General features: G+C 70.1%; 16 protein-coding genes. 7 read left to right on the top strand and 9 right to left on the bottom strand.

The features are described from left to right. Window positions 1–61: 61 nt before the first annotated feature. Together FHU39_RS18095 and FHU39_RS18090 are read right to left on the bottom strand one after the other, a co-directional pair. Window positions 62–1,285 (bottom strand): acyl-CoA dehydrogenase family protein, encoded by a 1,224-nt coding sequence (locus tag FHU39_RS18095; protein WP_183322108.1) that lies wholly within the window; start codon window positions 1,283–1,285, stop codon window positions 62–64. Continuing rightward, window positions 1,282–2,880, bottom strand: coding sequence for an AMP-binding protein (locus FHU39_RS18090; RefSeq protein ID WP_183322107.1), 1,599 nt, complete (start codon window positions 2,878–2,880; stop codon window positions 1,282–1,284). Before FHU39_RS18090 ends, FHU39_RS18095 begins: the two co-directional genes overlap by 4 nt. Before the next feature lie 192 nt (window positions 2,881–3,072). Here FHU39_RS18090 and FHU39_RS24785 point away from each other — a divergent pair, with 192 nt between their 5' ends. The 3 genes from FHU39_RS24785 (at window position 3,073) to gnd (ending at window position 5,716) form a co-directional block, all read left to right on the top strand. Beyond that, the gene (locus FHU39_RS24785) at window positions 3,073–3,432 is read left to right on the top strand and encodes a helix-turn-helix domain-containing protein (RefSeq protein ID WP_221185669.1); all 360 of its coding nucleotides are present in this window, start codon (window positions 3,073–3,075) and stop codon (window positions 3,430–3,432) included. 186 nt (window positions 3,433–3,618) lie between these two features. Next, complete coding sequence (dnaN, locus tag FHU39_RS18080) at window positions 3,619–4,749, top strand: DNA polymerase III subunit beta (protein ID WP_183322106.1); 1,131 nt, start codon at window positions 3,619–3,621, stop codon at window positions 4,747–4,749. 37 nt (window positions 4,750–4,786) lie between these two features. Continuing rightward, window positions 4,787–5,716 (top strand): phosphogluconate dehydrogenase (NAD(+)-dependent, decarboxylating), encoded by a 930-nt coding sequence (gene gnd / locus FHU39_RS18075; RefSeq protein WP_343066015.1) that lies wholly within the window; start codon window positions 4,787–4,789, stop codon window positions 5,714–5,716. Here the strand turns inward: gnd and FHU39_RS25065 are convergent. The 7 genes from FHU39_RS25065 to FHU39_RS18040 all read right to left on the bottom strand — a co-directional run bounded on the left by FHU39_RS25065 (window position 5,703) and on the right by FHU39_RS18040 (window position 16,003). Next, window positions 5,703–7,508, bottom strand: coding sequence for an alpha/beta fold hydrolase (locus FHU39_RS25065; protein ID WP_221185667.1), 1,806 nt, complete (start codon window positions 7,506–7,508; stop codon window positions 5,703–5,705). The genes gnd and FHU39_RS25065 overlap by 14 nt on opposite strands. A gap of 34 nt (window positions 7,509–7,542) precedes the next feature. Further along, a complete protein-coding gene (locus tag FHU39_RS18065; protein ID WP_221185666.1) occupies window positions 7,543–8,448 on the bottom strand; it encodes an alpha/beta hydrolase-fold protein in 906 nt (301 codons plus the stop codon). Between the two features lie 231 nt (window positions 8,449–8,679). After that, window positions 8,680–9,873 carry a VWA domain-containing protein gene (locus FHU39_RS18060; RefSeq protein WP_183322104.1) on the bottom strand — a complete coding sequence of 398 codons (1,194 nt, stop codon included), beginning with the start codon at window positions 9,871–9,873 and terminating at the stop codon, window positions 8,680–8,682. Next, window positions 9,870–12,143 carry a DUF5682 family protein gene (locus FHU39_RS18055; RefSeq protein ID WP_183322103.1) on the bottom strand — a complete coding sequence of 758 codons (2,274 nt, stop codon included), beginning with the start codon at window positions 12,141–12,143 and terminating at the stop codon, window positions 9,870–9,872. The genes FHU39_RS18060 and FHU39_RS18055 overlap by 4 nt, the downstream gene beginning before the upstream one ends. A 1-nt stretch (window position 12,144) precedes the next feature. Then, window positions 12,145–13,230 (bottom strand): ATP-binding protein, encoded by a 1,086-nt coding sequence (locus tag FHU39_RS18050; protein ID WP_183322102.1) that lies wholly within the window; start codon window positions 13,228–13,230, stop codon window positions 12,145–12,147. Further along, entirely contained in the window at window positions 13,227–14,699 is a 1,473-nt protein-coding gene (locus FHU39_RS18045) for a DUF5691 domain-containing protein (RefSeq protein ID WP_183322101.1), read from the bottom strand. Before FHU39_RS18045 ends, FHU39_RS18050 begins: the two co-directional genes overlap by 4 nt. After that, window positions 14,696–16,003, bottom strand: coding sequence for an SWIM zinc finger family protein (locus FHU39_RS18040; RefSeq protein WP_183322100.1), 1,308 nt, complete (start codon window positions 16,001–16,003; stop codon window positions 14,696–14,698). Before FHU39_RS18040 ends, FHU39_RS18045 begins: the two co-directional genes overlap by 4 nt. A 125-nt stretch (window positions 16,004–16,128) precedes the next feature. Between FHU39_RS18040 and recF the strand changes: the two genes are divergently transcribed. The 4 genes from recF to gyrB all read left to right on the top strand — a co-directional run bounded on the left by recF (window position 16,129) and on the right by gyrB (window position 21,210). Beyond that, on the top strand, window positions 16,129–17,271 hold the full coding sequence (gene recF, locus FHU39_RS18035) for a DNA replication/repair protein RecF (protein ID WP_183322322.1): 1,143 nt from the start codon (window positions 16,129–16,131) through the stop codon (window positions 17,269–17,271). 118 nt (window positions 17,272–17,389) lie between these two features. Beyond that, window positions 17,390–17,929: a DciA family protein gene (locus tag FHU39_RS18030; protein WP_183322099.1), complete on the top strand. Its 540-nt coding sequence runs from the start codon at window positions 17,390–17,392 to the stop codon at window positions 17,927–17,929. A gap of 102 nt (window positions 17,930–18,031) precedes the next feature. Next, window positions 18,032–18,874, top strand: a complete 843-nt coding sequence (locus tag FHU39_RS18025) for a hypothetical protein (protein ID WP_183322098.1) — start codon at window positions 18,032–18,034, stop codon at window positions 18,872–18,874. Window positions 18,875–19,113: 239 nt separating this feature from the next. Further along, window positions 19,114–21,210: a DNA topoisomerase (ATP-hydrolyzing) subunit B gene (gene gyrB, locus FHU39_RS18020; protein ID WP_425484796.1), complete on the top strand. Its 2,097-nt coding sequence runs from the start codon at window positions 19,114–19,116 to the stop codon at window positions 21,208–21,210. Window positions 21,211–21,245 lie beyond the last annotated feature (35 nt).

The following is a 21,245-nucleotide window of genomic DNA, read 5'->3' as shown; positions in this document are numbered from 1 at the left end:
TCTCGTTAGGTTGATCGTGCGCCGAAAACCCGCAGCTGCCAAGGGGTTAGCGGTCATGAAATCACGCGAAGGCACTGACTCCGGTGATCGCGCGGCCGACGATGAGCGATTGCACGCTGTCGGTGCCCTCGTAGGTGTAGACGGTTTCGATGTCGGCGTGGTGGCGGGCCACGTGATGGTCCAGCAGGATGCCGTTGCCGCCGAGGATGTCGCGCGCCTGAGCACACACCGCGCGGGCGCCCGCGGCGGTCTGCAGCTTGGCGAGTGCCGCGTGCTCGATGGTCGCCCGGTGCTCGGCCTGCAGCTCGGCGAGGCGTCCGCACACCATCTGCATCGCCGTGATCTCGGTCAGCATGTGCGCGAGCTTGTCCTGGACCAGCTGGAACTTCGCGATCGGCCGGCCGAACTGCTCGCGGCGCAGCGCGTAGGTCACGGCGGCGTCATACGCACCGATCGCGTGGCCGAGCCCCTCCCAGGCGACGGTTTGGCGTGACTTGGCCAGCACGATGTTGGTGTCGGCGAAACTGCGGGAGCCGGCCAGCCGGTTGTCGGCCGGGATCCGGACGTCGTGCAGCGCGATCTGGGCCTGGGTGATGCCTCGGCCGGCCGTCTTGCCGCGGATCGGGGTTGCGTCGAAGCCCGGGACCGGGTCGTGCACGCCGTCCGGGTGCTCGACCACGAACCCGCCGACCTTCCCGTCGTCGTCGCGGGCCCACACCACGACCACGTCGGCCAGGTGGCCGTTGCCGATCCAGCGCTTGGCGCCGTTCAGTACCCAGCTGTCCCCGTCCCGGTGTGCGGTGGTCTCGAGGCTGACGACGTCCGAACCGTGGGTGGGCTCGGTCAGCGCGAACGCACCGGTGCGGGTGAAGGTGGCCATGTCCGGCAGCCAGCGCTGTTTCTGCTCGTCCGAGCCGAGCAACCCGATGCTGGCCATCGCGAGCCCGGAGTGGACGGCGTTGAGCGTGCTGAGGCTGCCGTCGCCGCGGGCCAGCTCGGACACCACGATCCCTTCGAGCAGCGGGCCGAAACCAGGACAGCCGTACCCCTGCAGGGAGCCGCCCGCGACACCCAGCGCGCCATACCCCTGCTTGATCTCGGCCGGCATCTCGGCGGCCTCCCAGTAAGCGGCCGCCCGCGGCACCACCTGCCGGTCGCAGAACGCCCGCACCCGGTCGCGGACGGCCAGCTCGTCGTCGGTCAACCGGTCCTGCAGGCCGTAGAAGTCGGTACCCCGGGCCAACCCGAGGTCGTCACCGGACGGCAGCGGGTTGTCGGCGCTCATGAGGTGGCCTCTTCCTTGAGCTCGTTCTTGCGGATCTTGCCGGTCGCGGTCTTCGGCAGCGACGGGCGGATGTCGACCGATTTGGGCGCCTTGTAGCGGGCCAGCAGCGTCTTCACGTGGTCGATGAGTTCGGCCTCGGTCGCCTGCGCGTCCTGGCGGAGCACGACATACGCCTTGGGTACCTCGCCCCATCGCTCGTCGGGAACGCCGATCACCGCGGCGTCCACCACCGCCGGATGCCGCTGCAGGGCCTGCTCGACCTCGATCGAGGCGATGTTCTCGCCGCCGGAGATGATGACGTCCTTGCTGCGGTCGACGACCTGGATGTACCAGTTCGGGTGCTGCACGCCCAGGTCACCGGAGTGGAACCAGCCGCCCGCGAACGACTCGGCGGTGCTCGCCTCGTCCTTGAAGTAGCCCTTCATCACGGTGTTGCCGCGCATCACGATCTCACCGAGCGACACACCGTCGGCGGGCACGTCGGTGAGCTCGGAGCCGTCCTCGCCGGAGGAGGTGACGATGCGGGCGCGCTCGGCGACCGACGAACCGATCCCCTGCAGGGACAGCTTGTCGGCGAGCTCGCGAGGGCTCAGTTCGTCCCACGCGTCCTGCCACTCGCAGATCGTGTAGGGGCCGTAGGTCTCGGTGAGCCCGTAGACGTGGGTGATCTGCGCACCGAGCTCGTGGAATCGCTCCAGCGTCGCGGGGTTCGGCGGGGCGCCCGCGGTCACCACCCGGATCGGCGTCTCCAGCGGGTGCGCCTCGGCGGCGTCGCCCATGATCGACAGCACCGTCGGCGCGCCCGCCAGATGGGTGATGCCCTCGCCGTCGATCAGCCCCCACAGCGCCGGGCCACGCACCGCGCGCAGGCAGACGTGCGTGCCGCCCGCGGCGGTGACACCCCAGGCGCTGCACCAGCCGTTGCAGTGGAACATCGGCAGCGTCCACAGGTAGTGGGTGTCGGCGTCGAAGCCCTGGTGCTGGGCCTGACCCAGCGCGTTGAGGTAGGCGCCGCGGTGGGTGTACATCACACCTTTGGGTCGGCCCGTGGTGCCCGAGGTGTAGTTGATGGTGATCGTCGACGTCTCGTCGTCGACCGTCCAGGGCAGGTCGTCGCCGGCGCTGCCGCCGGACAGCAGGTCGTCGAAGGTGCGGAAGCCGTCGGGCGGGTCACCCGCCGACCCGTCCTCGGCGGGCAACAGCACCAGCTGCGCACCGCTGCCGGCGAGCACCTGCCCGGCGGCGTCGGCCACGTCCGGGTCGGTGAGGACGATCCGCGCCTCGGAGTGCTCCAGGATGTAGGCGATCTCCGGCGGGGACAGCCGGGTGTTGGTCGCGACCAGCACACCGCCGGCGAGCGGCACCGCGAAGTGCGCCATCACCTGTTCGGCACTGTTCGAGGCCAGGCTGACCACCCGCTCGCCGGGTTGCAGCCCGGCCGCCCGCAGGGCCCGCGCGAACTGCTGGGTCCGGTCCGCGACCTCACGCCAGGTGAACCGGCGCGGGCCGTCCACGACCCCGGTCTTGTCCGGGTAGGCCTCGGCGGTGCGGGCCAGAAAACGCAGCGGGGTGAGAGGAACATCCAGTCCGGACATGGGCAGGCTCCATCGCGGTCGAACGGTTGGCTCCGTGCCCACACCTTGACCGATGAGTTCGGCCTACTGTCCAGTAGCCCCAGGAATGTCCGCGATGTGAGAACGGGCCGTCCGTTCACCGTGGATACCGACCGTTCGTCGCACCATTCGGCGCGTCATGGGCATCGCGGGCAGGCGGCTAGATTGGGTCTCGTGTCCGCGAAAGATCCGATCGACGACCTCCCGTCCAGTCTCGGCGAGCTGATCCGCAAGCAGCGGCAGTTGGCCGAGTTGCCGATGCGCCAACTGGCCAGCATGGTCGGCATCTCGAACCCCTACCTCTCGCAGATCGAGAACGGCCTGCGGGCACCGAGCGAGCAGGTGCTGGACAACATCGCCCGCTCCCTCGGGCTGTCCCCGGAGGATCTGCGACTCGAGGAGGACGAGGAGACCGAGTCCGACCTGCGTGCGGCGATGAAGGCGGACCGGTCCCTGACCGCCGCGCAGCGCCGCGCGCTGGTCGAGGTGTATGACGCGATGGTCGCCGCCAACCGGGCCAGGACCGAGGGCTGAACCGGGTCGGATCCACGATCTTCGCCTCGTGCCCAGTGGCGGTCCGTTCGGCGCGGCGACTAGGGTCATCGTGCGCCCGGATCGACCGTGCGGTTCGCGGTCTGCCGGCCCGCGGCGTGAAGCACTGCTCCGAGAGGCGTCTCGTCATACCCGACGGGAGCCTTTGAGAACAAGGATGGTTTGTACGTGAAGCTCATCGTCGAACGCGATGTCCTGGCCGAGGCCGTGACCTGGGCCGTGCGTGGCCTGTCCACCAGGCCCCCGGTGCCGGTGCTGGCCGGTGTGCTGCTCGATGCGAGCAACGAGGGTCTGACCCTCAGCGCGTTCGACTACGAGGTGTCCGCGAAGGTCACCGTCGACGCGCAGGTCGACGAGCCGGGCCAGGTGCTGGTCCTCGGCCGGCTGCTGGCCGAGATCTCCCGCTCGCTGCCGAACAAACCGGTGACGATCACCGCCGACGAGCACAAGGTCGAGCTCACCTGCGGGTCCAGCCGCTTCTCGCTGCAGCAGATGCCGACCGCCGACTACCCCACGCTGCCGACCTCTCCCGACCCGACCGGTGCGATCGCCGGCGACGTCTTCACCGAGGCGGTGTCCCAGGTCGCGATCGCCGCCGACCGCAGCGACACCCTGCCGATCCTCACCGGCGTCCGCCTGCAGATCGAGGGCGACAAGCTCAGCCTGCTCGCCACCGACCGTTACCGGCTCGCGCTGCGCGAACTCACCTGGAACCCCACGGACGCCGACGCGGAACAGACCGCGCTGATCCCCGCCCGGACCCTGCTGGACACCGCCAAGGCGCTCGGCGCGTCCGGTGCTGTGCAGGTGGCCCTCGGCAACGCGGCCGGCGGCGACGGCCTGGTCGGCTTCGAGGCGGGGCAGCGCCGCGCCACGACCCGGCTGCTGGACGGTGAGTACCCCAAGGTGTCCTCGATCTTCCCCAGCAGCGTCGACTCGGTCGCCGTCATCGACACCGCCGCGCTCACCGAGGCGGTCAAGCGCGTGTCGCTGGTCGCCGAACGCAACACTCCTGTGCGGCTTCGGTTCTCGGAGGGTCAGGTCGCGATCGAGGCCGGCCAGGGGGACGACGCACAGGCCTCCGAGGCCGTCGAGTCCACCCTCACCGGGCCGGAGATCGAGATCGCGTTCAACCCGCAGTTCCTGCTGGACGGGCTCGGCGCGCTCGGCACGAAGTTCGCGCGGATGTCGTTCACCCAGCCCAAGAGCCCCGCGGTGCTGTCCGGGCAGGCCGAGGCGGACGGCGACGCCGACGAGTCCTACCGCTACGTCCTGATGCCCGTCCGCTTCGCGAGTTGACGGCGCGGAGTAGCGTCGGGGACGACTTCCGACATACATCGACGAAAGGCGTGGCATGCAACTCGGTTTGATCGGCCTGGGCAAGATGGGCGGCAACATGCGCGACCGCCTGGAGGCGGCCGGGCACGACGTGGTCGGCTACGACACCAACCCCGAGGTCTCGGACGTCAAGGACCTGAAGGAACTGGTCGACAAACTGGCTGCGCCGCGCAACGTCTGGGTCATGGTGCCCGCCGGCAAGGTCACCCAGTCGGTCATCGACGAGCTGAAGGGGCTGCTGGAGAAGGGCGACCTGGTCATCGACGGTGGCAACAGCAAGTTCACCGACGACGGTAAGCACGAGAAGGAACTCGCCGAGAAGGGCATCGAGTTCGTCGACTGCGGCGTCTCCGGCGGCGTGTGGGGCAAGGACAACGGCTACGGCCTGATGGCCGGTGGCAGTGCCGCGAACATCGAGCGGCTCATGCCGATCTTCGACGCGTTGCGCCCGGAGGGCCCGCGCGACGAGGGGTTCGTGCACGCCGGCGACGTCGGTGCCGGGCACTACGTGAAGATGGTCCACAACGGGATCGAGTACGGCATGATGCAGGCGTATGCCGAGGGCTACGAGCTGCTGGAGGCCAAGGAGATCGTCAAGAACGTCCCCGCCGCCTTCAAGGCGTGGACCCGCGGCACCGTCGTCCGGTCCTGGCTGCAGGAGCTCACCGCGGACGCGCTGGAGAAGGACCCGGGGCTGAAGGACATCGAGGGCTTCGTCAACGACTCCGGCGAAGGCCGCTGGACCGTGCAGGAGGGTGTCGAGTACGGCGTGCCGATGCCGGTGATCTCCGCCTCGCTGTTCCAGCGGTTCTTCTCGCGCCAGGGCACCGAGTCCCCTGCGATGAAGGCCGTCGCCGCCATGCGCAACGAGTTCGGCGGGCACGCCGTCACCAAGAAGGGTGAGAAGGGCGTGGTCACCGACCACTGATCGGGTCGGTCGTGTCGAGCAGGAAACCGATCGCCGCGGGGTAGGCGTCGAGCCGGTTGGCGCGCTTGGCCAGCCCGTGCCCCTCGTCGTCATACACCCGCAGTTCGCAGGGGACGCCCCTGTCCGTGAGGGCGGCGTGGATCTGCTCGGCCTCGGACAGCGGTACGCGCGGGTCGTTGGCTCCGTGGATGGCGAACAGCGGCGCACGCAACTGGTCCAGATAGGTGATCGGCGAGCACCGGATCAGGGTGTCCCGGTCGTGCTCCAGGCTGCCGTACTCGCGTTCGCGGTAGATGCGCCGATAGTCCGAGGTGTTCTCCAGGAAGGTGACCAGCGAGGAGATGCCGACGATGTCGACCCCTGCGGCCCACAGGTCCGGCTGGGTGGCCAGACCGGCCAGCACCATGTAGCCGCCGTACGAGCCACCCCACAGCGCCGACCGATCGGGGTCGAGGTCGAGGGTCGGGAGCCAGTCGTGCAGCGCACGCAGGTCCTCCACCGAGTCGAGCCTCAGGTCCACGTCGTCCAGGCTCACCCAGCGTTTGCCGTAGCCGTCGGAGCCGCGCACGTTCGGTTGCAGGACGGTGAAGCCTGCCAGGGCGAGGCCCTGGATGACCGGGTTCCAGAACCGTTCGGCCTGTGCCTCGGGACCGCCGTGAATATGCAGAACCGTTGCGCCCGTGGGATTTTCGGGTGAGTAGACGAAGCAGGGGACCTGCTCGCCGTCGGATGTCGGCACCCGGTGACAGCTTGCCTCGACCAGCCGCTGACGCAGCGCCGGCGGGATCTGCTCGACACCGTCGATCATCCAGGAGACCTCGCCCGACACCGTGTCGACGGTGGCGATCGAGCCGGGATCGACACAGGCACTCAGCCCGAGCACGACGCGGCTGCCGTCGTGGGCCCAGGCCACGGAGGTGGACACGTAGTCGCGGCCCAGATCGATCGCCCTGCGTAGGGTGCCGTCCGGTTCGTGCAGGGCGAACCGGCGGGATCCGTCGACGTTCGTCGTGACCAGCAGGGTCTTGCCGTCCGGGGCGGCGGACAGGTGCAGATCGTGGGCGTCGTCGGCGAGCAGTGTCTGCCAGTCGGACCCGTCGACCTTGGCGCGCACGATGGCACGGAAGTCACGGTCGCGGTTGCTGACGAAGATCAGCTGGTCGTCGGAAAGCCAGTGCGGACTGGAGTGTTCGGCGGGTTCGTCGGCGGGGGTGATCGGGCCGGGTGACTCGTCGCCGACGACGGACAGCTGAGCTGCGGCCGGCTGCGTGGTGAGTGCGACGAGTGCGCAGCGCCGCCCGTCCGGTGACACGCGTGACTGGGCGACGTACCCGGCGTCCTGCGCGACCACGTGCTCCGCTCCGGTGCGCCAGTCGCGGACCACGACGTCCCACGAGGCACCGTCCCGACGATTGGTGGAGTAGACGAGGTGCTCCTCCGTCACATCCTCCAGCGTGTGCACGAACCGGGCGTCGTGCACCAGCGGTGACAGGTCCTCGTCGGTTGCGGGCAGCGGGCCGTCGAGGTCGAGCAGGGACAGTTGCCAGTTCTCGTCACCACCTGAATCATGCATGATGACAACGGATCTCGTGCCTGGCACCCAGCGACCGAGGCACCGCCCGGCCAGCGCGGTCAGCCGGGTCCGGGAGCCGTCCGGGCCGATCCGGACCAGCTGCATGGTGCCCGAGGCGTCGTTGCCGGCGAGCACGGCGCCGTCGGCGCCGACGTCGTGCGCTACCCAGCTCTCCAGCTCCAGCAGGGTCGTCAGATCGGTCGCGTCATACGAAGTCACCGGTCCAACCTAGAGGGGCCGGCTGCGCACCGGCTCAGTGCGCCTTCTCCAGCACCGAGTTCAGCCAGGTGAACAGTGCCGGCTCCATCCGGGCCCAGGTGCGCCAGTTGTGTCCACCCTGCTGGAGCACGTATCCCGGCGCGAGCGTGGTGGGCGGGCGGATCGCGCGAGCGAGTGCGGTGATGTTGGACGGCGGACTCCAGCTGTCCTGCGCGCTGGTGGCGGCGAACAGTGTCACCGGAGGGCGGGAGCGGGCAAGCGTGAGCGGAGCGTTGGCGGTCCGCAGGGCGGTGCGCTTCAGCACGGTCGGGTCACCGGCGAACGGATCGGAGTCCATGCCGGCGCCGATGCCGAAGACCTTCGGGAACTGCATCGGCAGCTTGATCGCGCAGAACCCACCGGTCGAGATCCCGATCAGTGCCCAGGCCCGCGGTGCGGAGAGAACGCGGAAGTGGTGCCGGATCAGCCCCGGCACGTCCTTACTGAGCCAGGTCGCGCCGCGCACGGCGGGTGTGTTCGAGCAGTCGGTGTCGACGCCTCCCGGCGTGATCTCGGGTATGACGACGACCGCTGGCGTGAGCCGATGGGAGGCCATCAGGTGGGCGATCGCTCCCGGCATACCGCCCCGGGTGAGCCAGTCCCGCGGCTCACCCGGAGATCCGTGGAGCAACTCGATCACCGGGAAATGCGTTTTGTGGTAGGCCTTTTCGGCATACTGCGGTGGTGTCCACACGTAGACCTCGCCGGCTAGACGAGACTGAGGACCGCGGAAATACGTGCTCACCGTGCCATTGATGGATCGGGTGAACGTCGCGGTCCGAGGTGGTGGCCCGGCCATCACCAGTGCTCCCGAGTTGTCCGTGCCCAGCAGGTCGGACCACGATGCGTACAGCCCGAAGTGGCTGTTCACCCACGTGCTCACCACTGCAACGGCGGTCACCTGGCACAACACCACGAGCCCGAGTCGTTGCAGCAACCGGAGCAGCGCAGGGCCCGCGCACCCGCGACCACAACGACACGGTGGCGACCACCACGACGACGGTCACGGCGATCAGTGCCAACCAGAAGGTCTCCCCCGTAAGGCTCATGGCGGCAACGTATGCGCGCAGTCCGAGTGTTCGTCGCGAGATTGCTGAGCGAATTCAGCAGCAGTGTCTGTGTTTTCGCTGGACTAGACGGCGGTCGAGGATTCTGCGGGTTCGTGGGTGGTCTGCAGTTCGTTGTCCGAGGCCCACTGCCCGATGTCCTCGTGCTGTATGGCGGCCGCCATCAAATCCGGGAAGAGGTCCGGGGTGCAGGCGAACGACGGCACCCCGATACCGGCGAGGGCGGCGGCGTGCTCCGCGTCGTAGGACGGACGACCGGAGTCGCTCAACGCCAGGAGCGCGATCATGGTCGCGCCCGACCCCACGACCGACGCCGAGCGGCGCAGCATCTCCTCGGCGATACCGCCCTCGTAGAGGTCGCTGATCAGCACGAGGATGGTGTCCTGCGGCCGCTGGATCAGCCCCTGGCAGTAGGCGAGGGCGCCGTTGATGTCCGTCCCGCCGCCGAGCTGCACCCCGAAGAGCACGTCGACGGGGTCGGCCAGCTCGTCGGTCAGGTCGACGACCTTGGTGTCGAAAACGACGAGATGGGTCCGCACCGAACGCAACGAGGACAGCACAGCACCGAAAATGCTTGAGTAGACGATGGATTCGGCCATCGACCCGGACTGGTCGATGCACAGGACGATCTCCCGCTCGATCTGCGTGCGGCGGCGGGCGTGTCCCACCAGACGCTCGGGCACGATCGTGCGGTGCTCCGGCAGGTAGTGCCGCAGGTTGGCCGCGATGGTGCGTTGCCAGTCGATGTCGCGGAACCTCGGGCGCCGCGTGCGGTGGGACCGGTCGAGCGCGCCGGAGACGGCTTGCACGGTCCGTGCTGCCAGCCGTTCCTGCAACTGGTCGGTGACCTCCCGCACCACCTGGCGGGCGGTCTCCTTCGAGTGCTCGGGGATGGCGCCGCTCAGTCCGATCAGCGTGCTGACCAGGGCGACGTCGGGCTGCACCGAGCGCATCATCTCCGGCTCCAGCAGCATCTCCCGCAACCCGAGCCGATCCATCGCGTCCTGCTGCATGACCTGCACGACGGAGGACGGGAAGTAGCCGCGGATGTCACCGAGCCACCGCCCCACGTTGGGTGTCCGGCCGCGACGCGTCGACCCGTAGAGGGTGGCCAGCGCATCACTGCGTTTCTGGTCGTCCGGCGACAGCTCGACCTGGCCGAGGGCGCTGTCGGCCTCGGCCGGCTCGCCGAGCACCAGCCGCCACCTGGTCATCCGGTCCTCGGCGGTCTCCTCCTCCGCGACGTGGTCATTTTTCATCGGGTCACCTCCAGGCCGAGCAGTTCCGCTGCGTGATGGATGGCGGGCAACGCCTGCTCGAGTTCGTATGTCGTTCCGGCCCGGTCACTTCCGGGTTCGCCCAACCGCGCGATCAGCTCACCCATCTGTTGCCGGTCGGTCGCCTCGAAACGGGAGAAGGTCCGGTGGACCAGGGGCAGCAGGTCGTCGAAGGTGGATTGCCGGATGGTGGAGATCCACCCGTCGATGATCGCCAGCAGGTTGCGGTCGTAGATGAGCAGGGCGGCATCGCCGGCCAGGAAGCCGTCCAGCCAGGCTGCCGACTCCGCCGCGTGCGCACCGACCGACAGCTGCCGGGACAGGCGCAGGGTGGCCTCCGCGAGGTCGATCTCCTGAGCGTCCAGCAGCATCCGGTTGACTCGTCCGGCCAACGAACCGTGGAGGGCGGCACCCCGGGCCACCGAATGCAGCGCGGCGCGCCACGGCCGGTTGAGGGCGTCGACGTCGAGTAACGCGATGCCCTCGGCAGCGAGCTCCACCAAGGACCGCAGTGCGGCAGCGGCGTCGTCGTCCAGACCGTGACTCGCGCCCGGCAGGGCGATGGACGCACGGGTCACGATGGTGTGCAGAACCGCGTCGAGCCGGCGCACATCGACGCCCCTGACGTTGCCGTAGCGGCGGGTGCGCGCCAGCGGACCGATGGTGCCGAGCAGGACGCCCGCGTCGTGCTGGCGCGCCGTGCCGGCCTCGAGGGCCGCGACGACGGCGTCCAGCGCTTCCGGCAGGTCCGCGACCATCGCGTCCGACACCAGAGCCGTGATCCGGGTGAGATCGTCGCTCTCCCGGGCGATCTCACGCACCCGGGAGTCCGCGGCCGCGGCGACGGTGGTCCCGTGCAGGCTCGCCTCCACTACCTGCACGGCCAGCTCCGGCCGCCACTCCAGCTCCCAGGACTCCCGGAACGTGCCCGTGCCGCGCGCATCGATCTCTGTGCCCCAGTCGATCTGCAGCAGCCGCAACCGGTGCAGCAGCACCGAGCGCGCCCGGCCGGCGTCGCGGCGCAGGTCCAGGTCCACCGTCTTGGCGACGGCGCTCGGCTTCAGCCGGGTGCTGCGCTGCTGTCGCGCCAGGTCGGCCGCGAGCGGCACCATCGGTGCGCCGTCGGGCACCGTGCCGAGGTCGTTGCCGACGACCAGGTTGTCGTGGACGAGTCGTAGCGGGACGGGCGACCCGGAGCACAACACGGCCTCGGCGGCGTCGTTCAGTTCGCTCAAACCGACCGACGGGCGTCCGCGCAGGGTCGCCAAAGTCGTTGCCAGTCGGGCGCTTTCCACCACCGAGGCCGTCGACGCGTCGATGCCCTGCTCTCGCAGTTCGCGTGCGACCCGCACCAGCCAGGACGACGCGACGTCCTCGTCACCGCTGTCCCAGTGCAGGAAGAGGTGCTGGTACCAGCCGGGCGAGGTGACACCCGCGCCGTACCCGCTCTCGACAGCGAGCCGACCGGCGGTCCACGGTGCCCAGGTCGCGGCCACCTTCGTCCGCGGCAGCTTGGCGAGCAGCCGGTTGTCCGCTGCCGCGGCGGGGAACGAGTCCAGCTGGAGCATCGGCGCATGAAAAGCTCCGCACACGAAGGCGATCCGCTCCTTACCGGCCTTGATCGCCGCGCGGACGCGGCGCCGCATGGCCGCCTCCCGGCGGGCGTTCCACAGCACGTCGGGGTCCGAGTCGGGACGGGTGTCCTGCTCGCGGGTGGCGGACATCGCCTCGCTCACCAGCCGGAACTGCTCCAGTCCGGATTCGGACCGGTGCTCGATCGCGTCCTCCCACCAGCGTTCCGGGTCGTCGTAACCGGCCGCTTCGGCCAGCAGGCCGATCGGGTCGGGTGGTGTGGCGGGCGTTGTCGGGCCGGCCTGATCCGTGGGTTCTGCTGTGTCGGAGTCGGTTTCGTCCGGTGGTGCCAGCTCGTGTATGGCGGGCAGGTCCGCGAAGCACACGTCGACACCGGCGGCCAGTGCCCACCGCATCGCGACCCACTCCGGAGAGAACACCGCGAGCGGGTAGAAGATCGCATTGCGCGGCCGGTCCACGGCATACACCAGCCCGGCCACCGGCGGGCGCAACTCGGGTGACGCCGCGAACGGCAGGGTCTGGTCCAGCTCCGGGACGCCCTCGATGACGACCAGGTCCGGCCGCAGCTCGTCCAGGGCGCGGCCCACGGCGCGCGCGGAGCCCGGTCCGTGGTGCCGGACCCCGAGCACCTCGAGCCGGGCGGACGACGGTGCCGCCACGTCAGCTCAGTTCGCGGCAGGCGTCGTAGAGGTCCCGCCATTCGCGCCGGTCGCGGACCACGGTCTCCAGATACTCCTGCCACACGACGCCGTCCTGGACCGGGTCCTTGACCACGGCGCCGAGCAGCCCGGCCGCGACGTCCTCGGCTCGCACGGTGCCGTCGCCGTAGTGGGTGGCCAGGGCCAGCCCGTTGGTCATCACCGAGATCGCCTCCGCCGTGGACAGCGTCGAGGAGGGGGACTTCAGCGTGGTGCGCTGATCGGTGGTGACGCCCGAGCGCAACTCGCGGAACACCGTGACGACCCGCTCGATCTCCACCAGCTTCGCCAGATCGACCGGCAGATCGAGGCTCTCGCCGAGCGACCGCACCCGGGTCCGGACGATCTCCACCTCCTGCTCGAGCGAGTCCGGCAGCGGCAGGACGACCGTGTTGAACCGGCGGCGCAGCGCCGACGACAGGTCGTTGACGCCCTTGTCCCGGTTGTTGGCGGTGGCGATGACGTTGAAGCCGCGCTGGGCCTGCACCTCGTCGTCGAGCTCCGGCAGCGGCAGTGACTTCTCGGACAGGATGGAGATCAGGGCGTCCTGCACGTCGGCCGGGATCCGGGTCAGCTCCTCCACCCGCACGAGCGAGCCGTCCTCCATCGCCCGCATCACCGGGCTGGGCACGACGGCCGACCGGGTCGGACCCTCGGCCAGCAGCTTCGCGTAGTTCCAGCCGTAGCGCAGGGACTCCTCGGGGGTGCCCGCAGTGCCTTGCACCACCAGGGTGGACGTACCGCTGATCGCGGCCGAAAGATGCTCTCCCAGCCAGGATTTGGCAGTGCCCGGCACCCCGAGCAGCAGGAGCGCGCGATCGGTGGCGAGTGAGGAGATCGCGATCTCGACGAGCCGCCGCGAGCCGAGGTACTTCGGGGTGACGACCGTTCCGTCCGCGAGGGTCCCGCCGAGCACGTAGGTCGCGACCGCCCACGGTGACAGCCGCCAGCGTGGTGGACGCGGCCGGTCGTCGATCGCCGCGAGGGCGGCGAGCTCGTCGGCGTACTGCTGCTCGGCGTGCGCACGCAGCAGGGTGGAGTCGGTCATGAGAACACCTCGTCGATCGATGTGAGCAGAGTGCGGTACTGCAACAGCTCGCGCAGAGCGGATGCGGCGGTCTTGTCGTCGGGGCCGAGTGAGGTCAGCCAGTCCTCGACGGACGGCAACAGGGCGGTCGGGAGCCCGTCGGCCATCGCCGCGACGACATACGTCATCGCCTGGACGTTCGGCGCCCGTCGGGCGACGCCGACCACCATCCGGGCGAACGTCTCACTCCACGGAGTGGACAGCACGTCCAGGTCACGCAGCGTCAGGTTCAGTTCGACCTGTCGCAGCCGGTCGGTGAGGACCTGCTCCCGGCGGACCGGGGGCAGCACCGCGAAGAGCTGGGTGGACCACTGCCGCCGCAGCAGGACGTCCGCCCACTCGGCGTCCCGCCGCGCCGTGGCGGCCGCGACCAGGCCGGCGAGCGCGTCGGCGTCCTCCACCGACCCGGCCACCGCCGCCGACTTCAGACCCGCGGACTCCCACACCGAGAACGGCGCACCGGCCACGATCCGCCGCAGCCAGTAACCGCGGCGGGAACGGCCCGGCCCGGGGTCGATCAGTCCGTCGCGGACGCCGCCGTCGTCCGGGTCGTCGGGCAGCGCGACGTTGACCTTCTTGCGCAGCAGGCCCTGGGCGGAGATCAGCGGCGCGAGGCGGGCCGCCATCCGACCCGCCCGGCGCGACTCGGGCAGGTGGTCCAGCAGGTCGACGGCCGCCGCGCGGACCGCCTTGGAACGATCGTCCAGGCACCGCTCCAGCAACTCCTCGTCGGCCATGCCGATCCCGGACCGTAGTGCGATGAGGCCCGCGGCGCGGCGCCGGGCGGGCAACTCGTCCCAGGCGTGTTCCAGCAGGTCGCGGCCGCCGTCGGCGTCCCGGGCCCGGGCGGCGTGCACCAGGTCCGCGAACCCCTCGTCGGTCAGGTCGGCCGGCTGGAACGCGTCGTCGGTGCCGCTGCCGGTGCCGATCGCCCACCGCCAGGTGGGCCGCTGTCCGCCCAGCCAGTTGCCGCGCGCCCCCAGCACCCGCCGGGCCGCACTGCGCAGTTGGGGCTGCGATGTCGCGAGTTCGAGCAGCGGTGCCACCTGCTCGGGCGGTATGACGCACCCGGCGCGCTCGGCACGTACACACCAGTGGTCGAGCAGCCGGTCGCGCATCCTGAGGCCCACCGGGCGTTGCCCGATGAGCAGGGCGAGCAACTGGACGGCTCGCGGTGACGCGACGACACGGGTCTCCGGTGGCGCCGGAGCGGGCGGCGGTGCGATCACACCGGCGGACCGCCCGGCCTGCCGCAGCGTCGCACCGAGCGCGGCACCGTCCAGCACCGCGGTCTCCCGGTCCGCGTCCGGCCGCGCCGCAACGCCCAGACCGGTGGACGGCCACGCCGGTGGCTCCCGGCGTGCGGTCCCGACGAGTGCCGCGCCGCGCAGGTCGTCCCACCACAGGCCGAGCTCGGCGTCGTCCGTCATACCGGCACCACTCCTGCGGGGGTGGTGGCCGCCAGCGGCCGGAACGCCGGACCGTCCAGTTCGCCGAAGACGTCGACGGGGTGACCGCCGGTGACCGCCAGCGCCGTCCACACCTCGGCGTCCTCGGTCAGCGGGAGGCGGCAGCCGTCGGCGTCGACGATCTGCGGCGCCGGCTGCGCGGTCAGCACCGCACCGGAGAGCACCACCGGGTGCAGGTCGACGAACGGGTTGGTGGCGGCAGCGGCGGCGCCGGCCGCGACAGCCGCGCTCAGCGTGCTGCCCGGTGGGAGCGCGGCGGCGGGCTGCACCGGGGTGTCCGCCGTCTCCACGAACCGTGCACGTTTCGGCGCGCTGCCGGGGTAGCGCGCCAGGGTGGCCGTGACGAGGCTGCCGGTGAGTTGTGGCGCGACGAGCACGCCCTGCCCGGCGGCGAAGTCGAGCACCTGCAGCAGTTCGCCGGTCGTGGTCTCCCGCAGCCAGGTGCGTTGCTGGCGCAGCCGGCCGTCGTCGGAGCGGTGCGCGCCCAGCACCAGCCAGGTCCCGCTGACCCGGTCGCCGTCCGGCAGGTCGGCGGCGGCATACGACCACCCGAGGGCGGCGCGCAGGTCCGCGAGCGTGTCCGGGGTCAGTGCGTCACGGCGTTGCCAGGTGTGCACGATCAGCCACCAGCGGCCGACGCCGTCCAGCAGCACGTCGGCCCAGTCGTCGCCGCGGTGCACCGCCGACGCCATGTCGCGGACACTCTCGGCCAGCCGCGGACACTGCGCGTCGACCAGCCGGGCCGCCGCGCCGTCCCACCACGAGTAGGGCCGTTCGTGGGCCGCGGCCAGGCCACCCCGGACGAGGTCCCGCAGCCATCCGGCGAACTGCTCGATCCCCGCGTCCATCAACGCGATCCGCTGCTCGACCCGCTTCGCGCGGGCCTCCGGGTCGGCGGGAGCCTCGCGGGGCGTTCGCGCCTTCGCGGCACGCTCGGAACGCCCGGCCGCCCACTCCCCGGCGAAGTCCGCCGCCCGGTCCGCGGCACCGACCCCGTCCTCGCCGGCGGCCCACAGCATGAGTAGGGCGAGCGCGTGCTTGCACGGGAACTTCCGGCTCGGGCAGCTGCACCGGAACGCCGGACCGCTGAGGTCCACCGACACCTGGTAGGGCTTCTTGCCGCTGCCCTGGCAGTTGCCCCAGACGAGCAGGTCGGTGCTGCCGGTCTCCGACCACGGACCGGGGGACGAGAGTTTGCGGGCGGCGGCGAGCGAGGAGTCGTCCGGAGCCAGTCCCCTGACCTGCTCCAAGCTCCAGCGCGCCATTCCCCACATCCAACCCGACCGGACGGTGTTCGAGGGGCTGGGCGGACCGAACCCCTGTTGCAGACGGTATGACGCCCGCTGTCGACCCGCAGTTCCGGGTCGCCGGGACACCTAGACTCGGGGACGTGTTCGTGCGGCATCTGACCCTGAAGGACTTCCGGTCCTATGAGTCCGCCGACCTCGAATTCAGCAGTGGCGTCAGCACTTTCGTCGGACTGAACGGTCAGGGCAAGACCAACATCGTCGAGGCCGTCGGCTACCTGGCGTCGCTCTCGTCGCACCGGGTGGCCCAGGACGCGCCGCTGGTCCGGGCGGGTGCCGAGCAGGCGATCGTGCGCGGTGCCGTGGTCCGTGACGGCCGCGAGCAGCAGATCGAGCTGGAGATCAACCCCGGCCGGGCCAACCGGGCGCGGCTGGGCAGGTCACCGGTCACCCGGCCCCGTGACGTGCTCGGCACGCTGCGCACCGTGCTGTTCGCGCCCGAGGACCTGGCCCTGGTCAAGGGCGACCCGGGCGAGCGCCGCCGGTTCCTGGACGACCTGTTGGTCGCCCGGCAGCCGCGCTGGGCCGGAGCCCGCAGCGACTACGACAAGATCCTGAAGCAACGCAACGCGCTGCTGAAGACCGCCCGGTCGGCCCCGGATCGTGCGGCCGCGCTGGCGACACTGCCGGTCTGGGACAGTCACCTGGCGTCGGTGGGCGCCAACCTGGTCTACGCCCGGCTGCGGTTGTTGCGCGACCTGCAGCCCTACCTGCAGCTGGCGTACGACGAGGTCAGCGCCGGCCAGTCGGAGGCGCGCACGTCATACAAGAGCTCCCTGTATGCCGAACTCGCCGACCAGCTGGCCGCCGGCGAGGTGCCGGAGCTGGTGGACCTGGAGGCCGGTTTCGCCAAGAGTTTCGAGCAGCAGCATCGTGCCGAGGTGGAGCGCGGACAGACCCTGGTCGGCCCGCACCGCGACGACGTCGTGCTGCAACTGGGGCCCCTGCCGGCCAAGGGTTACGCCAGTCACGGCGAGTCCTGGTCGTTCGCGCTGGCGCTGCGGATCGCGGCCTTCCAGTTGTTGCGGCACGACGTGGGCACCGACCCGGTGCTCGTCCTGGACGACGTCTTCGCCGAGCTGGACGCCGGCCGCCGCCGCCGCCTCGCGCTGATGGTGGCCGACTGTGAGCAGGTGCTGATCACCGCGGCGGTCGACGACGACGTGCCCGGGTCGCTCGCGGGCAACCAGTTCCAGGTCACGCTGGGCGAAGTGGCGCCGTCATGAGCGACCACCTATTGATCGAGAGGACGACAAACAGTCCGAGAGGAGTAGCAAACCATCCCGTTTTACTACTCCGCTCGGCCCGGTTCTGCTCCTCTCGGTCCGGTAGTGGGCCGACGCGATGAGCGAGGAACCACCCGAGGCTGACCGGCCGGACGACGACGAGCCGCTCGACGCGGCCCGCGATGCGCTGCAGCGCGCCCGGGTCGCCGCCCGGGAGAAGGGATTCCGGCCCGGCTCCCCCGCACCACGGCGCCGTCGCAAGGCCGCCGACCTGGGCACCGGCCGGGCGCGTGACGACGGCCGCGACCCGGCTCCGATCGGCGATCAGTTGGACCGGCTGCTGGTCGAGCGCGGCTGGCAGGTCGACGTCGCCGCCGGCTCGGTGATGGATCGCTGGCCGGAGATCGCCGGCGAAGCCGTGGCCGAGCACTCCCGGACCGTCTCGTTCGAGGGCGGTGAGCTGACCGTCCGCGCCGACTCCACCGCGTGGGCGACCCAGCTGCGACTGCTGTCCTCCACTCTCCTGGGCAAGATCGAACAGGCGGTCGGCGCCGACGTCGTGCAGTCGCTGCGGATCGTCGGCCCCAACGCGCCCAGCTGGAAGAAGGGCCCCCGCACGGTCCGCGACGGACGGGGCCCCCGCGACACCTACGGGTGAGCCAGGTCGCACACCGAATTTGCCCGGGGCACCGGCCAGCCACGTACAGTGGTGCGAGTTTGTGCACAGCCATGACCCCAACCGGCAGGAAGCAGTTTCGACGTGAGTCATGACCACCCAGGTCAGGACGACAACCCGAGCGGGGGCCGGGACGAGTTCGACCATTTCTTCACCGATCGAGGTGCGACGCCCGGACACCAGGACCCGGACGCTACCGCCTGGGCCGGTCGGCCCTACGACGCCGACCAGACCCAGACGGCGGCCCACGCGCCGTACGTCCGGCCACCGCACCAGCAACCGCGGTACGACGAGTACCCGCCCGCGGAGCAGACCGAGGCGGTCGAGCACACGCCATACGTGCGCCCGCCGCAGGAGCCGCAGTACGACGAGTACGAGCCGGCCGGCCAGGGTTACTACCCGCCCGCGGGCTATTACCAGGAACCACCGCAGCGCAAGAGCACGATGTGGGCGCCGGTCGCGGTCATCGTGGCCTCGCTCGCCATCGTCGCGGTGGTCATCGCGTTCATCCTGAACAACTCGACCGGCCGGATGACGCAGGGCGCGTTCACGCCGACGGCAACGGTGACCGAGACCACGACACCGACTCCGACGCAGTCCTCGGGCGCGTCGTCCTCGCCATCACCCAAGTCGTCGAAGTCGCACAGTTCCTCGTCCAGCTCGGCGCAGCACTACGCGACCTCGCTGCCGGGCTCGGCCTCGTCCTGCCCCGGCTCGGACAGTTACGGCACCGGGCCGAAGACGTCCTGCGGTTTCGCCGCCGTGGTGGCGACGCTCTACAACGCCAAGAAGGACAGCGACGGGAACGCGTCCTTCCGGGCCAAGTCGCCGACCACCCACGACAAGTACAACGTCAGCTGCCACGGGGACTCCTACGCCACCTGCACCACGGACACCGGAGCCATCGTCTACGTCCTGCACAAGTGAGCGGTCGCTGAACGCGTCGTGAACGCGCTCGTGGCCCGGGCCGTGTGTAGGGACTCGCGAAGTGGGCGCTCCGGCCCGCAAAATGCCGTTCACGGCACGTCTCGTGCGGTTTTCCGATGCCGGCAGGGTATGCTTGGAGACAGATTCTGAGCTTCGTCGCCCCCTCCTGCGGCTCGCCTCTCGGCGAGCCGCACGTGTGCCCGCTCGGAGTCCACCCGCGTCACCTCTGAAGGAGCACTGTGTCCGACACGCCTGCGCACGATCCGTCCGACGACGAGCAGCAGCCGGTGATCCCGCCTGCCGCGGCAGAGGACGACGGCGGGGCCCCCACCTACGGCGCCGACGACATCCAGGTGCTGGAGGGCCTCGAGGCCGTCCGCAAGCGCCCGGGCATGTACATCGGGTCCACCGGCATCCGCGGCCTGCACCACCTGGTCACCGAGATCGTCGACAACTCCGTGGACGAGGCGATGGCGGGGTACGGCGACCACATCGAGGTCACCATCCTCGCCGACGGCGGCGTCCGGGTCCGCGACCACGCCCGCGGCATACCCGTCGAGATCAACAAGGCCTACGGCGTCTCGACCGTCGAGCTGGTGCTCACCCAGTTGCACGCCGGCGGCAAGTTCGGCGGTGGCGGGTACAAGGTCTCCGGCGGCCTGCACGGCGTCGGCTCGTCCGTGGTCAACGCGCTGTCCACCAAGCTGACGGCCGACGTGCGGCGCGACGGCAAGATCTACTACATGGAGTTCGACCACGGTGCGCCGCTCGGCCCGCTGGAGGTCATCGGCGAGACCGACAAGGACGATCACGGCACCACGATCACCTTCTGGGCCGACCCGGACATCTTCGAGACGGTCGACTACGACTTCGAGACCATCCGGTCCCGCTTCCAGCAGTACGCCTTCCTCAACAAGGGCCTGGCCATCACGCTCACCGACGAGCGCGCCCAGCAGGTCGACGAGGGTGCCGAGGACGAAGCGGCCGCGGGCGCCAGCGCCCAGGACGAGGTCGAGGACGCCTCCGGCAAGCCCCGCACCGTCACCTACCGGTATGACGACGGGCTGATCGACTACGTCAAGCACCTCAACGCCTCCAAGCGCAGCGAGCCGGTGCACGACGACATCATCGCGTTCGAGCACGAGGACGGTGAGCGGCTGCTGTCGGTGGAGGTCGCGATGCAGTGGACCACGGCATACAGCGAGTCCGTGCACACCTACGCCAACACGATCAACACCCACGAGGGCGGCACCCACGAGGAGGGTTTCCGGGCGGCACTGACCTCGCTGGTCAACACCTTCGCCCGCAACCAGAAGCTGCTGAAGGACAAGGACGACAACCTCACCGGTGACGACATCCGTGAGGGGCTGACCGCGGTCGTCTCGGTCAAGCTGGGTGAGCCGCAGTTCGAGGGCCAGACCAAGACCAAGCTCGGCAACTCCGAGGTCAAGGGCTTCGTGCAGTCCGCCGTGCGTGACGAGTTCGACCACTGGCTGCAGCAGCATCCCCGGGAGGGCCAGGGGATCGTGCGCAAGGCCATCCAGTCGGCCGCGGCCCGGATGGCGGCCCGCAAGGCGCGCGAGGCCACCCGACGCAAGGGGCTGCTGGACACCGCGGCGATGCCCGGCAAGCTGAAGGACTGCCAGAGCAACGACCCGACGATCTCCGAGGTGTTCATCGTCGAGGGCGACTCCGCCGGCGGTTCCGCGGTGCAGGGTCGCAACCCGTTCAACCAGGCGATCCTGCCGATCCGCGGCAAGATCCTCAACGTCGAGAAGGCCCGCATCGACAAGGTGCTGGCCAACAACGAGGTGCAGTCGCTGATCTCGGCGTTCGGCACCGGCATCGGCGAAGAGTTCGACATCGACAAGGCCCGCTACCACAAGATCGTGCTGATGGCCGACGCCGACGTCGACGGCATGCACATCCGCACGCTGCTGCTGACCCTGTTGTTCCGCTTCATGCGCCCGCTCATCGAGGCCGGCTACGTCTACCTGGCGCAGCCGCCGCTCTACCGCATCAAGTGGACCAACCGCGAGCACGAGTTCGCGTTCTCCGACAAGGAACGCGACGGACTGCTGAAGATCGGTCAGGCCGCAGGGGGCCGGTTGCCCAAGGAGAACCCCTACCAGCGGTACAAGGGGCTGGGCGAGATGAACTACCAGGAGCTGTGGGAGACCACGATGGACCCCGAGCACCGCACGCTGCTCCAGGTGACGCTGGACGACGCGGCCGCGGCCGACGAGATCTTCGCGGTGCTGATGGGCGAGGACGTCGAGAGCCGGCGCGGGTTCATCCAGCGCAACGCCAAGGACGTCCGCTTCCTCGACATTTGACTTTGGTATGACGAGAGCCACTCGCAGCGCCGAAG

It is taken from the genome of Flexivirga oryzae, from assembly GCF_014190805.1.
Taxonomy (GTDB): Bacteria; Actinomycetota; Actinomycetes; order Actinomycetales; family Dermatophilaceae; genus Flexivirga; species Flexivirga oryzae.
This window is presented reverse-complemented; position numbering and strand designations above follow the sequence as displayed.